The following is a 24,214-nucleotide window of genomic DNA, read 5'->3' as shown; positions in this document are numbered from 1 at the left end:
TAATGACCCGCCGATGCTGTTGGTGCTGGCCCTGATCGCCCTCACCCAGGGCGCCGTCTGCCATTTCTGGCCGGGCAGTCCCTTCTGCGGCAGCCTGCTGCTGGTGCCCGGCGTAGTGACGCTGCTCAGCGTGGCGCCGCTGATGCTCGCCTATTGGCTGATCTACTCGCGCAAGAGCCAGGACGAACCCCCAGCCCTGGGCCAACTGGGCGACCCTCTGCGCGGTAGTGATCATCATCGCCATGGCCATCCCCGCCATCTACCTGCAATCCCACACGCCCGACACCACCAACCCGGTGGAAATCCTGCTGTGGCTGGTGATCGTCGTCACCGTGCTGGGGCTGCTCTGGTGCGCCGCGCTGGTGTTCACCCAGGAACGCAAACCGAGCCGCGACGACGCCGGCCTCGACGCCAACAACGTGCGCAACTACCGCCTGCGGGTGACCCGCGCCTGAGCCAGTCCATCACCTTCACCGCTGCCCTGCTGGCCCTGGCGCTGCTCCACCAACTGGCCCAGGAGCTCTATGTGGTGCTCGCCCAGGGCTACTGGCAGGCCTCCGCCCCCGCCGCGCTGCTGCCGGCGCTGGCCTGGATCGCCCGCCACCTGGCCCGCTCCTCCGACGACAAGCCGCTGCCCAGCTGGCTGAGCAAGCTGCCGCTGGATGTGATCGCCCTGGTCGCCGGCACCGTGATGCTGGTGTGCATAGCCCTGGTCTGGGGCCTGCTGGTGCAATGGGTGGCCTGGAACGGCCAGGTGCCCGGCCCGGACGCCATGCCACCGTATGCCCTGCAACGCCTCATCGGCCTCGCGGTGGTCGCCGCCCTGCTGGCGTGGGTCTCCGGCCAGTTCATCGGCTTCATCAACCTCTCCACCCTGCAAGCCTTCTACGCCGCGCGCCTGACCCGCGCCTACCTCGGCGCCTCCAACGGCCAGCGCTTCGACGTGCCCAGCCGGCAGAGCCGCAAGCGCATGAGCGTGGCGCAGACCCTGTCCCACGACGACATCGCCCTGGACGCCTACTACCGCACCCGCACCGCCGGCCCGCTGCACCTGATCAACGTCACCATGAACCTCACCGTGGACCCCTCCGAGCAGCTGGTGCAGCGCGACCGCAAGGGCAAGCCGCTGTGCGTGGCCCGGGCCCCACCCGGTACGCCCCGGCAATCCGGACGCCGAAGCGGGCGAGCTTCATCTCGGACGGCGAGCGCAAGGTGCGCATCCCGCCCAGCGGCAAGGGCGAGACAACCAGCCGCTGTCCCCGGCAATGGGTGGCCACCTCCGGCGCCGCCTTCAGCACCGGCCTGGGCCGCGCCACCAGCCTCGGCACCTCCCTGGCCCTGGGCCTGGCCAACGTGCGCCTGGGCACCTGGTGGCAGAGCAACTTCCCGCCACGCCAGGCCGGCCCGTCGAAGAACTCCGAGCGCCTGTCGCGCTGGCTGCCGGCGCAGACCTACCTGTTCTACGAACTCACCGCGCACTTCCACGGCCATCGCCGCGACAAGCTCTACCTCACCGACGGCGGCCACTTCGAGAGCACCGCCACCTACGAACTGGTGCGCCCGCAGCGGGACATCGAGCTGATCGTCATGTGCGACTGCGGCTGCGACCCGGACTACCGCTTCGACGACCTGGCCAACCTCATCCGCCTGTCGCGCATCGACCACGCCCTGGAGATCGAGGAAGACAGCGACGTGCTCGACCACCCGCTGCTGTCCCAGGTGTTCTCCAGCCTCGACGGCTTCCGCCAGCCGCCGGCCGCCGGCGACCGTCGCTGCGCCATGCTGCTCAACGTCTTCAGCAGCGGCGAGCGCGACGATGCCGAGGCACCGCGCACCCTCACCAGCCGCATCCTCCTGCTCAAGCCGCGGCTGATCGAGTCGCTGCCGGTGGACGTGTTCAACTACGCCCGCGCCAACCCGGTGTTCCCCAACCAGAGCACCGCCGACCAGTTCTTCGACGAGGCCCAGTTCGAGAGCTACCGCCAGCTCGGCCTGTGCATCGGCCAGCAGCTGTTCGGCGACGGCCTCAACCACAACGCCATCGCCAATGCCCTGTGGAGCTACCTGGCCAAGCTGCCGCGCGGCGTGCGCCTGGCCTCGCCCACCATCGACTGAGCCATCCGGCCCGGCTCCACACGGAGCCGGGCCGGGATGTGCACCAGCCGACGAACTGCCGTAATAGCGCTTTGACAGCGCCTGCTTTTCCCGGAAAATCCGCACCTCGCTCACAGGGAAGAAGCAGTCTCGAACGCTATCCACGAGGCCGCCCGGCACATCAGGGACGCCATCCGCACCGCCACCACCGGCCTTATCGGCCGCAACCAGCTCGCCGAACTCATCGTCCTCGCCGCCGTGGCCCAGGAGCACCTGCTGGTGGTCGGCCCGCCCGGCACCGCCAAGAGTGCCGTGGTGCGCCGCGTCGCCCAGGCCATGGGCGGGCGCTATTTCGAGTACCTGCTGGGGCGCTTCACCGAACCGTCGGAACTGTTCGGCCCGGTGGACCTGCGCAAGCTGCGCGAAGGCACCGTGGAAACCGACGTCAGCGGCATGCTGCCGGAAGCCGACATCGCCTTCCTCGACGAGGTATTCCTCGGCTCCACCGCCATCCTCAACACCCTGCTCGGCGTACTCAACGAACGGCGCTTCCGCCGTGGCCACACCCAGCTCGACTGCCCGTTGCGGGTCTGTGTCGGCGCCGCCAACGGCCTGCCCGAGGACGAAGCCCTGGCCGCCTTCGGTGACCGTTTCCTGCTGCACCTGTTCGTCGAAGCGGTACCGGACCACCAGCTCGAAGCCATGCTCGCCGGCGGCTGGCAGGCCGAGCAGACGCCCATCGTCGGGCAGCACAACCTGGGTTACCTCGACACCCTCGGCCGCGCCATGAAAACGGTGAACCTGGACGCCGCGCGCCCGGCACTGGCCGATGCCATCCGCCGCCTGCGCCAGGCCGGCGTGCAGCTCTCGGACCGCCGCATCGTCAAGTCCCAGCGCCTGATCGCCGCCGCCGCGCTGCTCGGCGGGCGCCTGCACGCCACCGAGGCCGACCTCTGGCCGCTGCTCTACGTGCTGCCGACCCAGGAGGCGCAACAGCACGGCCGCGAGGTGCTGCGCGAGCTGTTCGCCCATGCCAGCAACGACAACCTGTTCAACGCCGTGGAAGAAGCCACCCTGCAGCCGCTGTCGCGGGTCAGCCGCCTGGCCGAAGAGGCCCGCGCCTGCCTGGACGACGCCCAGGGCACGAGCGTGGAAGCGGTGCTGCGGGAGATCGATGCCAACTTCCTTGCCGACGCCCTGCCGCCGATGCTGGCCGAGCTGCGTGAGCGCCTGGTCGCCCGCCTCGCCACACCCGCATGAGCCCCCTGAAGCAGGCCTGGCGCTGGCAACCCTGCGCCCAGGCCCTGGAACCCCGTGCCGCCGTGGCCTGGGGCGAAGCCGCCCGGCGCCTGCATGCGCGCCTGTCCGCCCTGCCCGATGAACAGCTGGCGAGCCTGCACGCCACCGCCAGCGATGACCTGCTGGTGGTGATCGGCGAGCCCGCCGCCCTGCCCTGGGTGGACGGCATCGACTACGCCGCCCCGTGCGAGCTGGCCCCCGAACTCTGGTTGCCGACCCGGCTGAGCCCCGATGCGCCGCTGGACCTGCTCGCCCGCGCCCTCACCCGGCGCCACGGCCGCGCTCCCCTGCTGCTCTGGCCCACGCCGGCCAGGGCGGTGCCGCTGGACCGACAGCTGCCGCTCTCCGAGGGCCACCTGGCGCGCATCCTCGACCACTGGCAGGAACGCTGACCATGCAATTGCCCGACGCCCTGAAGCCCTGGCACCCCCTGCTGGAAGGCGTGGCCCCGGAACTCGCCGAACAGCTCGCCGCGATGCTCGGCCGCCTGCAAGCCCTGGTCGGCCCCTTCCGCGAGCGCACGCCCAACGGCCCGCCCGAACCCGATGGCCTGGGTGACCTGCAACGACGCGGGCCCTATGAGCGGCTGCTCTCCAGCGAATGGCTGCTGGCCGACGAGATTCCCGATGAATTCCTCCGCCGCGCCGCCGGCGGCGAGCACCTGTTCCTCGCCCCCCAGCAGCGTGCACGGCACAGCAGCCGGCTGATCGTCGCCCTGTTCGACGCCGGCCCCCGGCAACTGGGCGCACCGCGCCTGGCCCACCTGGCGATGCTGATCCTTCTCGCCCGCCGCGCGCGGGAAGCCGACGGCGAGCTGCGCTGGGGCATCCTCCAACGCCCGGCCTGGCACGACGGCCTGCAGGGCCCCGCCGACCTCAACCGGGTGCTCGAGGCCCGCAGCTGGACGGCTGCCGAACCCGCCCACTGGCAAACCTGGCAGGCCATGATCGAGGCGCTGCCGACGGAGCCGGACGAGCGCTGGCTGATCGGCGGTACGGCCGAAGACGCGGATATCAGCCACGGCCTGCAGATCACCACCCACCTCGATGGCAAGGCGCTGGAGGTCGCCCTGCAACAGGCCCGCAGCCGTCGCAGCCTCGACCTGCCGCTGCCGCCACCCGCCATCGGCAAGCGCCTGCTGAGCGGGCAGTTCGGCCTGATGACCCTGCCCGGGCCACAGGCACTCGCCCAACCTGGGGTGCTGCACACCCAGCGGGTGGCCCTGACCCTGCCGCCGGTGATCGCCCGCTCCGGGCAGATGGTGGCGCTGACGCTACTCGACCAAAAGGGCGCGCTGGTGTTCAAGCTGCCACCGCCCCACGGCAAAAAGAACATCGTCACCAAGGTGCGCCGGCAGAACTGGCCCGCCGGCAACCAGCCGCTGGCCATGGCCTTCCAGGGCAAGAGCCTCGGCGCCATCGTGGACACGGCGCTTACTTGCGTTTCTGGCAGTTGCAGGGCTTCGGCGCCATCAAGCGCCCGCCGCTGGAGGAGCTCAAAGCCCCACCGGGCACCGCCAACCTGCTGCCGCTGGCCCTGGTCAACAGCAATCACAACGGCCAGCGCCTGTACCTGCTGGATGCCGCCGGGCACCTGCTCGTACTGGAACCGCGACAAGCAGGCCGCGAGCCACGAACCGCCGCCCCTGCATCGGCTGGACTCCGATGTGCTGGCCATGGCCAGCTTCGAGGACGGCCGGCTCTACTACCTGTACAAGCGCGACCAGAGCGTCGTCCTGCAGGAAATGCTGTCGAGCCACCGGACCAATGTTCGCCTGCGCATCGGTGAGGCCGGCGGCACCTGCAAGGCCTTCATCGCCCGCGTCGCCAATTCGTACTCCCTGCCCGCCTGTGCCCTGCTGATGGATGCCACTCCCCATGAACAATGGCGGCTCTGCCGCCCCAAGGGGCTTCAGGGCGAAGGCGCGGAGGACTGGACACTCGATGTGCCCGGCGGCTGGAGCGCCCAAGGCCTGGTAGCCGATCGCGAAACCCAGGCCCTGTCGCTGGTGCTGATGACCAGCGACCGCAAGGGCCTGAGCCTGTACGACGGCAGCCCCCATTGCAGGTTCTTCGATTCCCCCGATCCCATCGCCCGCCTCAGCGTCTGCCCCGCCAGCGGCCTGGTAGCCATCCTTACCCACGCCCGCGAGCTGGTGGTGTATTGCAGCCAGCACCGAGTGGTGCGCCTGCGCGCCCAATGCACCCTGGCCGATGAGCAAGGAGCCCAGCCATGAACGCGCCGGATGCGCAGGTTCGCCAGCCGCTGCTCAAGGGCCGCCACAAGGTAGCCGGGCTCTGGTTGCCGGCCGACTGGCTGGGCGCCGAGGAACGTACGGCATTGCTATTGCACCACTGGCACGCCGACGCCAGCGCCTGGCGCTTCGCCGAAGGTGACCTGCTGCGTTTCGCCAGCGCCCGGCCCATGGACTGCGACGGCCTGGTCGGCTGGCCGCTGCTGGCGCTGAAGAGTGGAGGCCTGTGCTCCGCGGAGCTGTCCGCCGAAGAGCGCGCAACGCTGCCGGCCGCCGATCTCTGGCTGGTGCGTGGCGGCCGGGTGCAGGCACTGCGCCTGGTCGATGCCCGGCGCCTGGCCCTGGAGGAGCACATCGCCCTCGACGGCTACCCGCTGCTGGACACCTACGATTGCCGTGCCATCCTGCCGCCGCCGATGCTGGAGGTGCTGCCGCCGATCAAGGACATCCACGCCATCCTCGATGGCAAGGTCAAGCCGCCGAGCCCGGAGCGCGACGCCTTCCTCAAGTCGCTGCTGCAGCAGGCCGCCGCCGGCCAAGGCACCGCCAGCAAACCTACCCCGCGCAAGGCCCCCTCACGCGCTGTCTCCGGCAAGTCGGGGATCAGCGCCAGTTGGGCCTTCTGGCTGTCGCTGTTCGCCATCATGATGGTGGGCAACTTCATCCGCGATGCGATGAGGCAACCAACGAACCTCCCGCCGCCCACCCTCAACGTGGCACCGGTGGTGGAAGCACCAAGCGACGGTTCGGACACCGTCCTGATCGTCATCCTGGTCACCCTTGCGGTGCTTATCGCGATGCTGTTCTTCGCCGCGCTGCGACGCTTCTTCAAGGGCGACCCGCAAGGCTGGACCGCCCAGCCCTCGGCGCCTGCTCAAGCGGCGGCGCAGGTACCGGCCAAGGCCCCAGCCGCCCCGCCCATCAAGTCCCGCGCCACCCAGGCTCCACGCGGGCCGAGCGCCTGGCGGCGCTTCCTCACCTCCCTGGCCATCACCTCGAAGTTCAGCGAGTTGCTCAACCGCCGCCAGAGTGCCTACATGCGGCGCATGCTGAAGATGTTCGAGGAAGGCGACATCGCCGAAGCCCTGCGCCACGCGCTGCCCCTGGGCGGCGAGCAGGGCAACCTGGGCCAGGCCTTCGGCACGCCGACGCGGCGTGACGATCTCGACCTCGGCAAGCGCACGGGCCCGGGCACCGCCATCTCCCTGGGCGAAGACCTCGAAGCGCACCTGCGCACGCTCTATCGCCAGCACTTCGAGAAGCTCGACCGCGAGGGGCGCATCGACGAAGCGGTGTTCATCCTCGCCGAGCTGCTCAAGGCTCGCCAGGAAGCCCTGGACTACCTGGAGCGCCACCTGCGCTTCCGCCAGACCGCCGACCTGGCGCTGGCCTGGGACATGCCGGCCGACAGCATCGTGCGCCTGCACTGCCTGGCCGGCGACTGGCGCACCGCGCTGCAGGTGGCGCGCCGCGACAACGCCTTCGCCAATGCCGTGGAGATGCTCGAGAAGAAGTGGCCCCAGGCCGCGCAGCGCCTGCGCCAGGACTGGGCCGAGATGCTGGTGGCCCGAGGCGACTGGCTGGAAGCCGTGGACGTCATCTGGCCGCTGCCGGACAAGCAGGAACTGGCCGCCCAGTGGCTGCTGTGCGCCGAGGAAGCCGGCGGCGGCCTCAGTGCCGAAGCCCTGGTGAAGCGCGCCGTGCTGCTGCCCGACACCCTGGATGCCTACGCGGCACGCCTGAAGTCGCTGCGGGACGACCCGACACTGGCCGGCGAGCGCCTGGCCCTGGCCCAGGCGCTGAACCGGGTCGGCACCGTGCCCCGCACCCGCAGCAACGAACAGCTGCAACGGCTGGCGCGGCTGGTACTGCCGCCCCTGCTGGAAGACCACGCCCGAAGCCGGGTCAACCTGTCGCGGCGCGACCTGCAGAGCCTGCTCAACCTCAGCCAGGACAAGCTGCTGCAAGCCGACCTGCCGCCCAAGGGGCTGCCGGAACAGGACGCCTCGCCATTGCTGCAACAGAACCCGCCTCTGCAGTGGCAGGCTCCGCCGGCCGGCCAGCGGGCCATCCTCGACGCCGCGCCCCTGGCCGAGGGGCGCACCCTAGTGGCCCTGGGTGAAGCCGGCCTGGCGGTGCTGGACGACCTGGGCCGAACGCTGTTCCGCTTCGCCGAGCCCGGCCACCGCATCTTCCTCGCCCGCAACCGCCGCGCGGCCCTGGCGCTGGCCCGACGCGACCAGGTCTGGCGCATCACCAAGCTCGACCTGGTCAGCCGCAAGGCCACCGACCTCGGCGTGCTGGCGATGGACTTCCACGCCTATGAATTCGACGGCACCTCCTGGACCATCGGCAACAGCCGCAGCGTGCGCGTGGTGGATGTCGACCGGGCCTTCGCCGTGGTCTGGCACGTCAGCGACCTGCCGGGGCACTTGCTCGCCTTCCAGGGCTGCGCCGGCTTCGAGCAATGGCTGGTGGAAGATGGCCGCGGCGGCACCGAGCTCTGGCGCTACGCGCTGCCAACGCGGCGCCTGACCCATCGCTACGAGGTGCTGCCGTCCCGCCATGAAGGGGGGTTCTACGTCCCCAACCCGGACGGCGGGTTGCTGGAAGTCTGGTTCCGCGGCAACGAGGCGGGCGAGCAGAGCCTGCTGATACACACCCACGGCGGCAGCCGCGAGATCGCCCTACCGGACGTCAGCGCGGACCAGGTCGACAAGACGAACCTCAAGCTGGTCGACGGCTGGCTGCTCCTCGGCACAGCGACGGATACGGAGATGACGCACTGGCGGCTGCTCAACCCGCGCACCCTGAAGACCTGCGCCGAGCTGGAATGGCCGTCCGATACGCCACTGCAAAGCCGCTCCCTGGAGCACGACTGGCGGCTGTTCGACCACACCGGGCGCCTGCTGCGCCTGGACACCCTGACCAGCGAGCTCCGTGTACTGCGCAACTGAATAGCGGCGCGGCGACCCTCGCCGCGCCCTGCTTCAGAAGCGCTCCAGCTTCGGCAGCCACACGCGGATCAGCGAGAACAGGCGCTCCAGGTCGATGGGCTTGGCCAGGTAGTCGCTGGCGCCGGCGCGCATGCATTGCTCCTGGTCGTCCTTCATCGCCTTGGCGGTGACGGCGATGATCGGCAGCTTGGCCCAGCGTGGCTCCTCACGGATGCGCCGGGTGGCTTCGAAACCGTCCATCACCGGCATCATCACGTCCATTAGCACCAGGTCGATGTCGGGGTTCTCGTCAAGCTTATCGATGGCTTCCTGGCCGTTGCGCGCGGTCACCACCTGGGCGCCCTTCTCGTCCAGCGCGCTGATGAGCGCGAAGATGTTGCGCACGTCGTCGTCCACCACCAGCACCTTGCGCTTCTCGAATACCTTGTCGCGATTGCGCGCGGTCTGCAGCATGCGCTGGCGGTCGCTGGAGAGGGACGACTCGACCTTGTGCAGGAACAGCGTGACCTCGTCCAGCAGCCGCTCGGGGGAGCGTGCGCCCTTGATGATGATCGAGCGCGAGTGCTTGAGCAGGTCCTCCTCCTCGTCGCGGGTAAGGTTGCGCGAGGTATAGACGATCACCGGCGGGAAGGCGCCGAGGTCTTCGGCGGCCATGCGCTTGAGCAGCTCGTTGCCATGCATGTCGGGCAGCTTGAGGTCGATGATCATGCAGTCGAACTGGGTTTCGCGCAGTTGTTCCAGGGCCTCCTGGCCGCGCTCGGCGGTGACCACCTGGATGTCCTCGTCGCCCACCAGACGGGCGATGCTGTCGCGCTGGGACGCATCGCCCTCGACCACCAGCACGCGCTTGACCTTCTGCGTGAGCTTGGCCTCCAGGCGCGAGAAGACGTCCACCAGCAGCTCGCGGGTGGTGGGTTTCTGCGCGTAGCCGATGGCGCCCAGGTGCAGCGCCGGCTCGGTGCGGTCGTCAGTGGAAACGATGTGCACCGGGATGTGCCGGGTGCGCGAGCTCTCCTTGAGCCGCTGCAGCACCGAGAGGCCGGAGTCGTCCGGCAGGCGCATGTCGAGGAGCACAGCATCCGGCCCGTGCTCGCCGGCCAGGCGCAGGCCCTCGCTGGCGCTGTGGGCCACCAGGCAGCGGTAGCCGAGTTCGTGGGCCAGGTCGTAGAGGATCTGCGCGAACTTGGGCTCGTCCTCGATCACCAGCACGCAGCGTCCGCCCCGGTGGGGCAGCTCGCGGTCGTCGGGGAAGCTCGGCGCCTCCGGCTTCTCGTCGCCCAGGCGCGGTGGCTCGGGCAACTGCACGGGCTCGACGGGGGCTGGTGCGGTTTCCTTGGCCAGGTAGTTTTCCGGCAGCCAGAGGGTGAACAGGCTGCCCTGCCCCGGCTCGCTGCTGACTTCGATGGTGCCGCCGAGCATCTCCGCCAGGTTGCGCGAGATGGACAGGCCCAGGCCGGTGCCGCCGAAGCGCCGGTTGGTGGTGCCGTCGGCCTGGCGGAAGGCCTCGAAGATGAAGCCCCGTTGCTCCTCGCTGATGCCGATGCCGGTGTCGGCGACATCGAAGGCGATGCCATTGTCGGCGGGCCGCACACGCAGGCGCACGCTGCCCTCCTGGGTGAACTTGAAGGCGTTGGAGAGCAGGTTCTTGAGGATCTGCTCCACCCGCTGGCTGTCGCTGAAGAACTGCCTGGGCGCGGCGGCTTCCACCTGCACCTCGAAGACCAGCGACTTCTCCGCCGCCTGCGGCCGGAAGAGGTTCTCCAGGCCCTCCACCAGGCGCGCCAGCTCGGTCTGCTCGGGACGGATTTCCAGGCGCCCGGCCTCGACCTTGGCGATGTCGAGGATGTCGTTGATCAGGCGCAGCAGGTCATTGCCGGAGGAGTAGATCAGCTGGGCGTATTTCACCTGCTGCTCGTCGAGGTTGCCCTTGCGGTTCTCCGACAGCAGCTTGGAGAGGATCAACGAACTGTTCAGCGGCGTTCGCAGCTCGTGGGACATGTTGGCAAGGAATTCGGACTTGTAGCGGCTGGCCCGCTCCAGCTCGTCGGCACGCCGCTCCAGCTCCTTGCGCGCCTGGTCGAGGGCGTGGTTGCGCTCGTCCAGGGTGTCGCGCTGCTCCTGCAGGCGCAGGGTCTTCTCGTTGAGCTGCTCATTGGTCTGTTCCAGCTCCGCCTGCTGGGTCTCCAGGCTGGCCTGGGATTCGCGGATCACCCGCGACTGGTCTTCCAGCTCTTCGTTGGCGGTGCGCAGCTCCTCCTGCTGCACCTGCAGCTCTTCGTTGAGCTGCTGGGTCTCGGTGAGGATGTCGTGCAGGCGCTGGCGGTAGCGCGCCGCCTCGAGGGAGGCCCCCAGGCTGCCGCCTATGGCATCGAGGAAGGCCTGGTCACGCTCATCCAGCGCCCGCAGGAAGCCCAGCTCGACGATGCCGTTGACGCTGCCCTCGGTGGCGGTGGGCGCGAGCAGCACTGAAACCGGCTCGTCACTGCCCAACCCGGAGTTGACCTTGAGGTAGCTCGGCGCGAGTCCCTCCAGCACCCGGGTACGGCGCTCGACCGCCACCTGCCCGACCATCCCCGCGCCATCGGCGAAGGCCTGGTCGCGGGCCTGTTCCTCGGGGGAAAAGCCGTAATCCGCCACGCGGCGCAGCTCGCCATCCTCCTGGCGCACATAGAGCGCCCCCACCACCATGCCGAGGTACTGAGCGAGGAAATCCAGCACCGCGCGACCGATGCTGGTGGACGATTGCTGGCCGATGATGCACTCCGCCAGGTGCGACTGGCCCTCGCGCAGCCAGGCCTGCTGCTGCAGTTTCTGGTTGTCGGCGAGCTGCCGTTCCAGCGTCGCGCCGTAGGTGCTGGAGAGGCCCAGCAGCTCGCGCCGGCCGAAGTACGCCAGCAGCCCACTGAAAGCAAAGCTGAACAGCAGGTAGGCAACCACCGTGAAGACGGCGGTGTTGCTGGCCCGCTCGTTGCGCTCGTGGCGCAGTTGCTGCTCGGCGGTGATGAACTCGGCGAAGGTCTGGCGAATGCCATCCACCAACTGCTTGCCACGTTTCTCGCGGATGGCGGTGGTGATGTCCTGGTTGGCGCGGCGGCGCTCGATCATCTCATGGGCGAAGGTGCTCCAGCGCTCTTGCATGGATTCGATGCGACGCACCTTCTCCAACTGGACGGCGTTGTCCTTGACCAGCTCGGCCAGCTCGTCCATCCGCGACGCCAGGCGCGGCCCGGCGTCCTCGAAGGGGTCGAGGAACACCTCCTCCCCGGCGATCAGGTAGCCGCGCAGGCTGGACTCGCGGTCCAGCGTGTAGCGAAAGCCCTCGTTGGCCTTGCCCATGACCTTGTCGGTGTGCTCGACCCAACTGAGCACGTAGAGCAGGTAGCCGATCAGGGCGATGAACAGCGTGGCGCCGAGCACGCCGACACCAATTGGCAGGGCCACGTTGCGGGCGAGGATACGGCGGAAACTGCGTTCGTCGATGCTGGCGGTGGCGTTCATCGGCCTTCCCTGAATTGAATGCGCGAAACCCGGAAACGGGCGGCCAACGCGTCGTCGATTCCCTGGCGACCGCTGACCCGTAATGCGCAGCGCTGCGGCTGCCTGAGGAAAATGTAGCTAGTTGTGCCCGTTTCGCCCGGGAAGATCGCCCGGCGAACCCATCCGACCGGTCAAAATCAGGCCTTGCGCACTTTCGCCATCAGGAATGAGAACCGCTCATCAACTGCCGGCTTTGCGGCCTGAGCGGGTATTGGCAGAATGACGCGCGCATTGCATGGCGCTATGCCACCACCAAGGACGGAATCCTGATGCAGGACAGCACCCCTAACGAGCCAGGGCAAGGGCTCGACGCGGGCCTCGCGTGCCTGGTCATGCTCGCGCGTTTCCATAACGTCGCCGCTTCCCCCGAACAACTCGCCCACGAATTCGCCGAAGACGGCCGCCCATTCGGCAAGGCCGAGCTCCTGCTCGCCGCCAAGAAGCTCGGCCTCAAGGCACGCCCTGCGCGCAGCACCATCGCCCGCCTGGAGCGCACGCCGCTGCCGGCGATCGCCTGTGACCGCGAGGGCGGCTTCTTCATCATCGCGCGGCTGGACGACGGCAAGGCGCTGATCCATGACCCGCGTGCCCAGCGCCCGGAGGTGCTGGAGTTCGAGGCCCTGGCCGAGCGCTGGGGCGGCGAGCTGATCCTGATCCGCTCCGAGGCGTCCCTGGCCGGCGAGCTGGCGAAGTTCGACTTCACCTGGTTCATCCCCGCCATCGTCAAATACCGCAAGCTGCTGGGCGAAGTGCTGCTGGTGTCCTTCGTGCTGCAGATCTTCGCGCTGCTGACGCCGCTGTTCTTCCAGGTGGTGATGGACAAGGTGCTGGTGCACCGCGGCCTGTCGACCCTGGATGTGATCGCCATCGGCCTGCTCGGCATCATGCTGTTCGAGACGGCGCTGTCGGGCCTGCGCAGCTACGTGTTCGCCCACACCGCCAGCCGCATAGACGTAGAGCTGGGCTCTCGGCTGTTCCGCCACCTGGTGACCCTGCCGCTGGCCTACTTCCAGGCACGCCGGGTGGGCGACTCGGTGGCGCGGGTGCGCGAGCTGGAGAACATCCGCAGCTTCCTCACCGGCAACGCCATCACCCTGGTGCTGGACGTGCTGTTCTCGGTGGTGTTCATCGCCGTGATGTTCTTCTACAGCGGCTGGCTGACGCTGGTGGTGCTGCTGTCGCTGCCGCTGTACTTCCTCATTTCGCTGATCATCACCCCGGTGCTGCGCGCCCGCATCAACGAGAGCTTCGCCCGGGGCGCGGAGAACCAGGCCTTCCTGGTGGAAACGGTCAACGGCATCGACACCCTCAAGGCGATGGCGGTGGAGCCGCAGATCAACCGCAAGTGGGACAACCAGCTGGCCGGCTACGTGGCGGCGAGCTTCAAGACCCAGACCCTGTCGACCATCGCCAACGAGGGCGTGGGGCTGGTGGGCAAGCTGGTGACCGTGGCGACCCTGTGGCTGGGCGCGCGGCTGGTGATCGACGGCGACCTCAGCGTCGGCCAGCTGATCGCCTTCAACATGCTCGCCGGGCGCGTGTCGCAGCCGATCATGCGCCTGGCCCAGCTGTGGACCAACTTCCAGCAGACCGGCGTTTCGGTGCAGCGCCTGGGGGACATCCTCAACACCCGCACCGAGCTGTCCCAGGCGGCGCGCAGTGCGCTGCCGCCGATCCGTGGCAACGTCGAGTTCGACCAGGTGCACTTCCGCTACCGCCCGGACGGCTCCGAGGTGCTGCGCGGGGTGAGCCTGAACATCCAGGCCGGCGAGGTGATCGGCGTGGTCGGGCGCTCCGGCTCCGGCAAGAGCACCCTCACCCGCCTGCTGCAACGCCTCTACACGCCCGAGCGCGGCCGGGTGCTGGTGGACGGCATGGACCTGGCCCTGGCGGACGTCTCCTCGCTGCGCCGGCAGATAGGCGTGGTGCTGCAGGACAACATGCTGTTCGCCCGCAGCATCCGCGAGAACATCGCCCTCACCGACCCGGGCGCCCCCATCGAGGTGGTGATGCAGGCGGCCAAGCTGGCCGGTGCCCACGAGTTCATCCTCGAACTGCCCGAGGGCTACGACACGGTGGTGGGCGAGCACGGCGCCTCGCTCTCCGGCGGCCAACGCCAGCGCGTGGCCATCGCCCGGGCGCTGATCGGCAACCCGCGCATCCTCATCTTCGACGAGGCCACCAGCGCGCTGGACTACGAGTCCGAACGCATCATCCAGCAGAACATGAAGGACATCTGCCGGGGCCGCACGGTGATCATCATCGCCCACCGCCTCTCCGCCGTACGCGATGCCAACCGCATCGTAGTGATGGACCGCGGGCAGATCGTCGAGCAGGGCACCCATGCCGAACTGCTGACCCACCAAGCCGGCCACTACTCGCGTCTGCACCGCCTGCAACAAGGCTGAGACGCATGCAACCCCGGACCGAACCGAACCACGCCCTCCCCCGCCGGGAGAGGGCCGGGGCGAGCCTCGCCCCCCACGCACGGATGCCCAGGCCATGAGCGCAAAACGCGAACTGATCAACCGCTACCGCAGCGCCTGGCGTCACGCCTGGCGCCACCGCAAGGCCATGGACGCCCCGCAGCGCCTGAGCCACGAGGTGCAATTCCTCCCCGCCGCCCTGGCCCTGCAGGAGCAGCCGCCGCACCCGGCGCCGCGCTACATCCAGTGGGCGATCATCGCCTTCGCCGTGCTCGCGCTGATCTGGGCCTGCGTCGGCGAGATCGACGTGGTGGCCACCGCCACCGGCAAGATCGTGCCCAGCGGCAAGACCAAGATCATCCAGCCCAGCGAGGTGGCGGTGGTCAAGGCGATCCACGTCTACGACGGACAGAAGGTCAAGGCCGGCGACCTGCTGGTGGACCTCGACGCGCAGATCACCGGCGCCGACGTCGACCGCCTGAAGAGCGACCTGCTCGCCGCCCAGGTGGACAGCGCCCGCGCCCGCGCCCTGCTCGACGCCATCCAGGACGGCGGCGAACCCACCTCCCTCGCCGCGCTGATCCCCGAAGCCAGCCCCGAGCAACAACTGGCCGCCCAGCGCTGGCTGCAGGGCCAGTACCTGGAACTGCGCAGCACCCTCGACCAGGCCGACGCCGAGATCGACCAGCGCGTCGCCGAGATCCAGGCGGCCAAGGCCTGGGTGGCCAAGCTGGAGGAATCCCTGCCCATCACCCGCCAGCTCTCCGCCGACTACAAGCGCCTGCTGGACAAGGCCTACGTGGCCAAGCACGCCTACCTGGAGAAGGAACAGGCGCGCCTCGACCAGGAGCGCGAACTGGCCATCCAGCAGGCCCGTGTCATCGAACTCACCGCCGCCCGCAGCGCCGCCGAACGCCAGCGCAACACCGTGCTGGCCCAGACCCGCCGCGCCATGCTCGACCTGCAGCACGAATCCGAACAACGCGCCGCCTCCCTCGCCCAGGAGCTGAAGAAAGCCGAACAGCGCGACCGCCTGATGCGCCTCACCGCCCCGGTGGACGGCACCGTGCAGCAACTGGCCATCCACACCAACGGCGGCGTGGTCACCGAAGCCCAGCCGCTGATGGTCATCGTCCCCAGCGACCAGCCCGTGGAAGTGGAAGCCATGCTGGAGAACAAGGACATCGGCTTCGTCCACCCCGGCCAGGAAGTGGAGATCAAGGTCGAGACCTTCACCTTCACCAAATACGGCGTGGTGCACGGCACCGTGCAAAGCATCTCCAATGACGCCATCGACGACGAAAAACGCGGCCTGGTCTACAGCACCCGCATCCTGCTCAAGGAAAACAGCATCCAGGTCGGCGACAACCGCATCGAACTCTCCCCCGGCATGGCCGTGCGGGCGGAGGTGAAAACGGATAAGAGGAAGGTGATCGATTATTTCCTGAGTCCGTTGAAGGAATATCAGGATGAGAGTTTGGGGGAGCGGTGAGACCACTCTCCCACTTCAAAGTTGAATACTCAGTAAAGACAAGGAATGTACGATGGCTAATGAAGAACAACCTCGTGACCATGTAGTTGTCAGCACCGATGGCCTCCGTGTTTACGACACGGGGGGATATGAAGCTGAGATTGGGCTGGATGGGTCAGTCGTATTCAAAGACAAACACGGAAACGTTTTCGAGCCCGGCTTCGACGGCTCGTCAGTTACCTATGTTTCTGGAAACTCCACCATAAAGGTGGAAACCGACGGAACTGTAACGCTCCATACAGAACGCGGACCAGGCGAGACAACTATCGTTTCCAAAATTGGGGCCGATGGGAAAACCAGTATAGAGAGAGCCACTATCTCTGGGACTCCGCTGTCTCTTGGCAAAAGAGTCATGGTTGTCAGCGTTGGAGTGAAGCTGGAGTGGACACCACAAGATGGTTGGTCACTGGACGGAGAACTTCTGATATTTGGCATGACGCTGCCTGAAATTGCAGATATCGCTTATGAAACAGTGGCCAACTCCGGGGTTGGTCAGATCCTTTCAAGCAGAGATGACTACTACGCGTATGTAGAGGATGCCATTAACAATGGTCAACCATACATGACGCAGCCCGAATGGCTGGCAGAAAGACGCAAAGCCAGCATATCTGAAAATACAAACACCCAATTCAACAACGCTAACTCCTTCGTCGAACGCCGCGATCCCCTCAGCCTCGATCTCGACGGCGACGGCATCGAAACCGTCGGCGCCAATGCCGGCATCACCTTCGACTTCGATGGCGACGGCCTAAAGACCGGCACTGGCTGGGTCAAGAGCGATGACGGCTTCCTCGTGCTCGACCGCAACGGCAACGGCCAGATCGACAATGGCGGCGAGCTGTTCGGCGTCGATACCGTCAAGGCCAACGGCCAGAAGGCCAGCAATGGCTTCGATGCGCTCAAGGATTTCGACAGCAACGGCGATGGCGTCTTCGATGCCCAGGACACCCAGTTCGCCAACGTGAAGATCTGGCAGGACGCCAATCAGGACGGCATCGCCCAGGCGGACGAACTCAAGACCCTGGCCGAGCACAATATCGTCGCCATCAACCTGGATTCGACGGCGAGCAACCACAACTCCAACGGCAACCTGATCAGCGCCGTCGGCAGCTTCGTCCGTGGCGATGGCAGCGAAGGCACCGTCAACGCCAACCAGAGCCTGGCCGCCAACCTGGACTTGGCCAGCAACCCCTTCTATCGCGAGTTCACCGACCACATCACCCTGGACGACACGGCAAAGGCCCTGCCGGACATGAAAGGCTCTGGCGCAGTGCGCGACCTGCGCGAAGCCTCGATGCTCAATGCCGAACTCAAGACCCTGCTGGCCACCTACGCCCAGGCGCAGACCCGCGAAGAACAGATGGGCCTGCTGGACCAACTGATCGCCGAATGGGCCAAGAGTGCCGACTACAAGACCTTCGATGAACGCATCGACGCGCTGGATAACGGCACCACCGATGTGCGCTTCCAGTACTCCTGGGAAGCAGCCGGAACAACAGCTACCACCGAACAGTTGGCAACCCAAAAATTTCTTGAACGCGTAAAGGCCCTGGAAGTTTTTAACGCCCAGAATATTTTGAGATTCAGCCAAGCTGGGGCGGACGCAAACGGCATCACTATTGCCATGGGTGTCGGCACCACTTCCAGCAGCACCAGATACAACAACACAAGCGGAACAGTCCTAATAGATGAAACACGAATCGGCTTCAACGGGGCTCAGCAGGACCTTCTGAACCAAGCCTATGAAAGCCTAAAGACTTCGATATACAACGCATTGCTGCTGCAAACTCGCTTGAAACCGTATATGGATGCGATGGATCTGGAGCTGACAGGCTCAACGATCAAGCTCGTTCCGAATCGGGAGCGGCTCGAAGAGCTTTATTCAAATACCCCAGTGCAGGTAATAAGAGACATCTTTGAGTTCAATGGCACATCAGTAGGAAAACAAGTCAACTCTGGGCTATTTAGTAGCTTAGGCGACTTTCTATCCAGATTGGCGCCAGCCGATCAGAACGCAATCCATACGGAATTCCCCCATATAGAGTTTGGTACACCCGGTGCCGATCAGCTCCAAAGCACAGCCAGCAAGCCACTTGTCTTTGGTGGTAATGGCAACGACACCCTGGAGGGTCTGAGTGGCCATGACAGCCTCTACGGCGGTGATGGCGATGACGTCCTGCGCGGCGGCGACAACAACGACCTGCTCGAAGGCGGTGACGGTAACGACACCCTCGATGGCGGCGACCAGGCTGACCGTCTCTACGGTGGGGCCGGCAACGACCTCCTCCTCGGCGGCTATGGTGACGACACCCTCCATGGCGGACAGGGTAACGACACCCTCAGCGATGGCTATGGCAGTGACACCTTCCTCTTCAACCTCGGCGATGGGCAGGACACCCTCATCGTGACCGACTCCGTCTGGACCTATGACGTCCTGCGCTTCGGCGATGGCATCCTCCCGACCGACATCACTGCCAGCCGCTCCGGTAATGACCTGGTCCTGCAGCATGCCAATGGCCAGGATCGCGTCACCCTGCAGAACTGGTTCATCGCCACCAATGGACAGGGCAGCTACAACCAGCTCGACCACATCCTGTTTACCGATGGCACGACATGGACTGCCGCTGAGCTCAACACCCAGGTACTCACTGTCCACGGCACTGAAACCGGCGAGCAAATCACCGGCATAGAGGCCTACAGCGACTACCTCTACGGCAATGGTGGCAATGACACCCTGGAGGGCCTGAGTGGCCATGACAGCCTCTACGGCGGTGATGGCGATGACGTCCTGCGCGGCGGCGACAACAACGACCTGCTCGAAGGCGGTGACGGCAACGACACCCTCGATGGCGGCGACCAGGCTGACCGTCTCTACGGTGGGGCCGGCAACGACCTCCTCCTCGGCGGTTATGGTGACGACACCCTCCATGGCGGACAGGGTAACGACACCCTCAGCGATGGCTATGGCAGTGACACCTTCCTCTTCAACCTCGGCGATGGGCAGGACACCCTCATCGTGACCGACTCCGTCTGGACCTATGACGTCCTGCGCTTCGGCGATGGCATCCTCCCGACCGACATCACTGCCAGCCGCTCCGGTAATGACCTGGTCCTGCAGCATGCCAACGGCCAGGACCGTGTCACCCTGCAGAACTGGTTCATCGCCACCAATGGACAGGGCAGCTACAACCAGCTCGACCACATCCTGTTTACCGATGGCACGACATGGACTGCCGCTGAGCTCAACACCCAGGTACTCACTGTCCACGGCACTGAAACCGGCGAGCAAATCACCGGCATAGAGGCCTACAGCGACTACCTCTACGGCAATGGTGGCAATGACACCCTGGAGGGCCTGAGTGGCCATGACAGCCTCTACGGCGGTGATGGCGATGACGTCCTGCGCGGCGGCGACAACAACGACCTGCTCGAAGGCGGTGACGGCAACGACACCCTCGATGGCGGCGACCAGGCTGACCGTCTCTACGGTGGGGCCGGCAACGACCTCCTCCTCGGCGGTTATGGTGACGACACCCTCCATGGCGGACAGGGTAACGACACCCTCAGCGATGGCTATGGCAGTGACACCTTCCTCTTCAACCTCGGCGATGGGCAGGACACCCTCATCGTGACCGACTCCGTCTGGACCTATGACGTCCTGCGCTTCGGTGATGGCATCCTCCCGACCGACATCACTGCCAGCCGCTCCGGCAATGACCTGGTCCTGCAGCATGCCAACGGCCAGGACCGTGTCACCCTGCAGAACTGGTTCATCGCCACCAATGGACAGGGCAGCTACAACCAGCTCGACCACATCCTGTTTACCGATGGCACGACATGGACTGCCGCTGAGCTCAACACCCAGGTACTCACTGTCCACGGCACTGAAACCGGCGAGCAAATCACCGGCATAGAGGCCTACAGCGACTACCTCTACGGCAATGGTGGCAATGACACCCTGGAGGGCCTGAGTGGCCATGACAGCCTCTACGGCGGTGATGGCGATGACGTCCTGCGCGGCGGCGACAACAACGACCTGCTCGAAGGCGGTGACGGCAACGACACCCTCGATGGCGGCGACCAGGCTGACCGTCTCTACGGTGGGGCCGGCAACGACCTCCTCCTCGGCGGTTATGGTGACGACACCCTCCATGGCGGACAGGGTAACGACACCCTCAGCGATGGCTATGGCAGTGACACCTTCCTCTTCAACCTCGGCGATGGGCAGGACACCCTCATCGTGACCGACTCCGTCTGGACCTATGACGTCCTGCGCTTCGGTGATGGCATCCTCCCGACCGACATCACTGCCAGCCGCTCCGGCAATGACCTGGTCCTGCAGCATGCCAATGGCCAGGATCGCGTCACCCTGCAGAACTGGTTCATCGCCACCAATGGACAGGGCAGCTACAACCAGCTCGACAGCATTCTTTTTGCCAACGGCACTGCGTGGACAAATATTGATCTTCGTGTTCTTACGGTTGTTGGTACAGATGCTAATGAGCACTTCGTTGGTGTTGAAGGCTACAGCGACTACCTCTACGGCAATGGTGGCAACGACACCCTGGAGGGTCTGAGTGGCCATGACAGCCTCTACGGCGGTGATGGCGATGACGTCCTGCGCGGCGGCGACAACAACGACCTGCTCGAAGGCGGTGACGGCAACGACACCCTCGATGGCGGCGACCAGGCTGACCGTATCTACGGTGGGGCCGGCAACGACCTCCTCCTCGGCGGTTATGGTGACGACACCCTCCATGGCGGACAGGGTAACGACACCCTCAGCGATGGCTATGGCAGTGACACCTTCCTCTTCAACCTCGGCGATGGGCAGGACACCCTCATCGTGACCGACTCCGTCTGGACCTATGACGTCCTGCGCTTCGGCGATGGCATCCTCCCGACCGACATCACTGCCAGCCGCTCCGGTAATGACCTGGTCCTGCAGCATGCCAACGGCCAGGATCGCGTCACCCTGCAGAACTGGTTCATCGCCACCAATGGACAGGGCAGCTACAACCAGCTCGACCACATCCTGTTTACCGATGGCACGACATGGACTGCCGCTGAGCTCAACACCCAGGTACTCACTGTCCACGGCACTGAAACCGGCGAGCAAATCACCGGCATAGAGGCCTACAGCGACTACCTCTACGGCGATGGTGGCAATGACACCCTGGAGGGCCTGAGTGGCCATGACAGCCTCTACGGCGGTGATGGCGATGACGTCCTGCGCGGCGGCGACAACAACGACCTGCTCGAAGGCGGTGACGGCAACGACACCCTCGATGGCGGCGACCAGGCTGACCGTCTCTACGGTGGGGCCGGCAACGACCTCCTCCTCGGCGGTTATGGTGACGACACCCTCCATGGCGGACAGGGTAACGACACCCTCAGCGATGGCTATGGCAGTGACACCTTCCTCTTCAACCTCGGCGATGGGCAGGACACCCTCATCGTGACCGACTCCGTCTGGACCTATGACGTCCTGCGCTTCGGCGATGGCATCCTCCCGACCGACATCACTGCCAGCCGCTCCGGTAATGACCTGGTCCTGCAGCATGCCAATGGCCAGGATCGCGTCACCCTGCAGAACTGGTTCATCGCCACCAATGGACAGGGCAGCTACAACCAGCTCGACCACATCCTGTTTACCGATGGCACGACATGGACTGCCGCTGAGCTCAACACCCAGGTACTCACTGTCCACGGCACTGAAACCGGCGAGCAAATCACCGGCATAGAGGCCTACAGCGACTACCTCTACGGCAATGGTGGCAATGACACCCTGGAGGGCCTGAGTGGCCATGACAGCCTCTACGGCGGTGATGGCGATGACGTCCTGCGCGGCGGCGACAACAACGACCTGCTCGAAGGCGGTGACGGTAACGACACCCTCGATGGCGGCGACCAGGCTGACCGTCTCTACGGTGGGGCCGGCAACGACCTCCTCCTCGGCGGCTATGGTGACGACACCCTCCATGGCGGACAGGGTAACGACACCCTCAGCGATGGCTATGGCAGTGACACCTTCCTCTTCAACCTCGGCGATGGGCAGGACACCCTCATCGTGACCGACTCCGTCTGGACCTATGACGTCCTGCGCTTCGGCGATGGCATCCTCCCGACCGACATCACTGCCAGCCGCTCCGGTAATGACCTGGTCCTGCAGCATGCCAATGGCCAGGATCGCGTCACCCTGCAGAACTGGTTCATCGCCACCAATGGACAGGGCAGCTACAACCAGCTCGACCACATCCTGTTTACCGATGGCACGACATGGACTGCCGCTGAGCTCAACACCCAGGTACTCACTGTCCACGGCACTGAAACCGGCGAGCAAATCACCGGCATAGAGGCCTACAGCGACTACCTCTACGGCAATGGTGGCAATGACACCCTGGAGGGCCTGAGTGGCCATGACAGCCTCTACGGCGGTGATGGCGATGACGTCCTGCGCGGCGGCGACAACAACGACCTGCTCGACGGCGGTGACGGCAACGACACCCTCGATGGCGGCGACCAGGCTGACCGTCTCTACGGTGGGGCCGGCAACGACCTCCTCCTCGGCGGTTATGGTGACGACACCCTCCATGGCGGACAGGGTAACGACACCCTCAGCGATGGCTATGGCAGTGACACCTTCCTCTTCAACCTCGGCGATGGGCAGGACACCCTCATCGTGACCGACTCCGTCTGGACCTATGACGTCCTGCGCTTCGGCGATGGCATCCTCCCGACCGACATCACTGCCAGCCGCTCCGGCAATGACCTGGTCCTGCAGCATGCCAATGGCCAGGATCGCGTCACCCTGCAGAACTGGTTCATCGCCACCAATGGACAGGGCAGCTACAACCAGCTCGACCACATCCTGTTTACCGATGGCATGACATGGACTGCCGCTGAGCTCAACACCCAGGTACTCACTGTCCACGGCACTGAAACCGGCGAGCAAATCACCGGCATAGAGGCCTACAGCGACTACCTCTACGGCAATGGTGGCAATGACACCCTGGAGGGCCTGAGTGGCCATGACAGCCTCTACGGCGGTGATGGCGATGACGTCCTGCGCGGCGGCGACAACAACGACCTGCTCGACGGCGGTGACGGCAACGACACCCTCGATGGCGGCGACCAGGCTGACCGTCTCTACGGTGGGGCCGGCAACGACCTCCTCCTCGGCGGTTATGGTGACGACACCCTCCATGGCGGACAGGGTAACGACACCCTCAGCGATGGCTATGGCAGTGACACCTTCCTCTTCAACCTCGGCGATGGGCAGGACACCCTCATCGTGACCGACTCCGTCTGGACCTATGACGTCCTGCGCTTCGGCGATGGCATCCTCCCGACCGACATCACTGCCAGCCGCTCCGGCAATGACCTGGTCCTGCAGCATGCCAATGGCCAGGATCGCGTCACCCTGCAGAACTGGTTCATCGCCACCAATGGACAGGGCAGCTACAACCAGCTCGACCACATCCTGTTTGCCGATGGCACGGCGTGGACTGCTGCTGAAATCGACAATCGTCCCAAGTCAATCGTCGGTACCGAGAACGCGGACGTGCTTTACGGTACCAACGGAAATGACACGTTCAATGGCCTGGGAGGCAATGACACTCTTGTCGGTGGTATGGGCGACGATACCTACTCAGTTTCTCAAGGTACTGGCCAGAAGCAGATATCCGATACAGATGGCAACGACACCCTTCTCTTCGGCGAAGGCATCTCCGCCAACGACATCTGGCTCCAACGCAACGGCAGCAACCTGGAGCTGCCCCTGCGCGACTCCACCGACAAGGTCACCATCAACAACTGGTACTCGAGCACCTCGAACCACATCGAGACCATCAAGTCCGGCGACGGCAAGACCCTGCTCGACAGCCAGGTGCAGAACCTGGTCAACGCCATGGCGGCCTTCGCGCCGCCTGCCGGTGGCAGCTCCAACCTGACGCCTGAACAAAAGGCGCAGCTGGAGGTAGTGATCGCCGCGAACTGGGCCTGACCTGCATCAGCGATAACGACAGGAGCGCCCATTGGCGCTCCTGTTCGCTGTGTGAAGCCCTGGGGTACCAGGGGTGTTCTGTTCCGCTCGGTAGAAACTCCAACGTTCCAT

General features: G+C 65.8%; 11 protein-coding genes. 9 read left to right on the top strand and 2 right to left on the bottom strand.

Annotated features, from left to right (window positions below):
• A partial coding sequence (locus ACXI0U_RS08405) for a hypothetical protein (RefSeq protein WP_479550013.1) occupies nt 1-244 on the bottom strand: 244 nt, incomplete at its 3' end.
• Between ACXI0U_RS08405 and ACXI0U_RS08400 the strand changes: the two genes are divergently transcribed.
• The 6 genes from ACXI0U_RS08400 (at nt 243) to ACXI0U_RS08375 (ending at nt 8,604) form a co-directional block, all read left to right on the top strand.
• Nucleotides 243-455 (top strand): hypothetical protein, encoded by a 213-nt coding sequence (locus ACXI0U_RS08400; protein WP_479550012.1) that lies wholly within the window; start codon nt 243-245, stop codon nt 453-455. The genes ACXI0U_RS08405 and ACXI0U_RS08400 overlap by 2 nt on opposite strands.
• A 757-nt stretch (nt 456-1,212) precedes the next feature.
• Complete coding sequence (locus ACXI0U_RS08395; RefSeq protein WP_479550011.1) at nt 1,213-2,115, top strand: hypothetical protein; 903 nt, start codon at nt 1,213-1,215, stop codon at nt 2,113-2,115.
• Nucleotides 2,116-2,196: 81 nt separating this feature from the next.
• Complete coding sequence (locus ACXI0U_RS08390; protein ID WP_479550035.1) at nt 2,197-3,354, top strand: AAA family ATPase; 1,158 nt, start codon at nt 2,197-2,199, stop codon at nt 3,352-3,354.
• A complete protein-coding gene (locus ACXI0U_RS08385; RefSeq protein ID WP_431484053.1) occupies nt 3,351-3,785 on the top strand; it encodes a bpX5 domain-containing protein in 435 nt (144 codons plus the stop codon). The genes ACXI0U_RS08390 and ACXI0U_RS08385 overlap by 4 nt, the downstream gene beginning before the upstream one ends.
• 2 nt (nt 3,786-3,787) lie before the next feature.
• Complete coding sequence (locus ACXI0U_RS08380) at nt 3,788-5,629, top strand: hypothetical protein (protein WP_479550010.1); 1,842 nt, start codon at nt 3,788-3,790, stop codon at nt 5,627-5,629.
• The gene (locus tag ACXI0U_RS08375) at nt 5,626-8,604 is read left to right on the top strand and encodes a bpX6 domain-containing protein (RefSeq protein WP_479550009.1); all 2,979 of its coding nucleotides are present in this window, start codon (nt 5,626-5,628) and stop codon (nt 8,602-8,604) included. Before ACXI0U_RS08380 ends, ACXI0U_RS08375 begins: the two co-directional genes overlap by 4 nt.
• A gap of 33 nt (nt 8,605-8,637) precedes the next feature.
• On the opposite strand, the gene ACXI0U_RS08370 is transcribed toward ACXI0U_RS08375, so the two are convergent.
• On the bottom strand, nt 8,638-12,102 hold the full coding sequence (locus ACXI0U_RS08370) for a response regulator (protein ID WP_479550008.1): 3,465 nt from the start codon (nt 12,100-12,102) through the stop codon (nt 8,638-8,640).
• Nucleotides 12,103-12,410: 308 nt separating this feature from the next.
• Here ACXI0U_RS08370 and ACXI0U_RS08365 point away from each other — a divergent pair, with 308 nt between their 5' ends.
• The 3 genes from ACXI0U_RS08365 (at nt 12,411) to ACXI0U_RS08355 (ending at nt 24,103) form a co-directional block, all read left to right on the top strand.
• The gene (locus ACXI0U_RS08365) at nt 12,411-14,549 is read left to right on the top strand and encodes a type I secretion system permease/ATPase (RefSeq protein ID WP_423727913.1); all 2,139 of its coding nucleotides are present in this window, start codon (nt 12,411-12,413) and stop codon (nt 14,547-14,549) included.
• 94 nt (nt 14,550-14,643) lie between these two features.
• Nucleotides 14,644-16,059, top strand: a complete 1,416-nt coding sequence (locus ACXI0U_RS08360) for an HlyD family type I secretion periplasmic adaptor subunit (protein ID WP_431484049.1) — start codon at nt 14,644-14,646, stop codon at nt 16,057-16,059.
• A gap of 601 nt (nt 16,060-16,660) precedes the next feature.
• Nucleotides 16,661-24,103, top strand: coding sequence for a calcium-binding protein (locus tag ACXI0U_RS08355; protein WP_479550007.1), 7,443 nt, complete (start codon nt 16,661-16,663; stop codon nt 24,101-24,103).
• The last annotated feature ends 111 nt before the right edge of the window (nt 24,104-24,214 follow it).

The organism is Pseudomonas sp. C9D1 (genome assembly GCF_056491235.1).
Note: the sequence above shows the minus strand (reverse complement) of the source record. Positions and strands in the feature narration are given on the sequence as shown.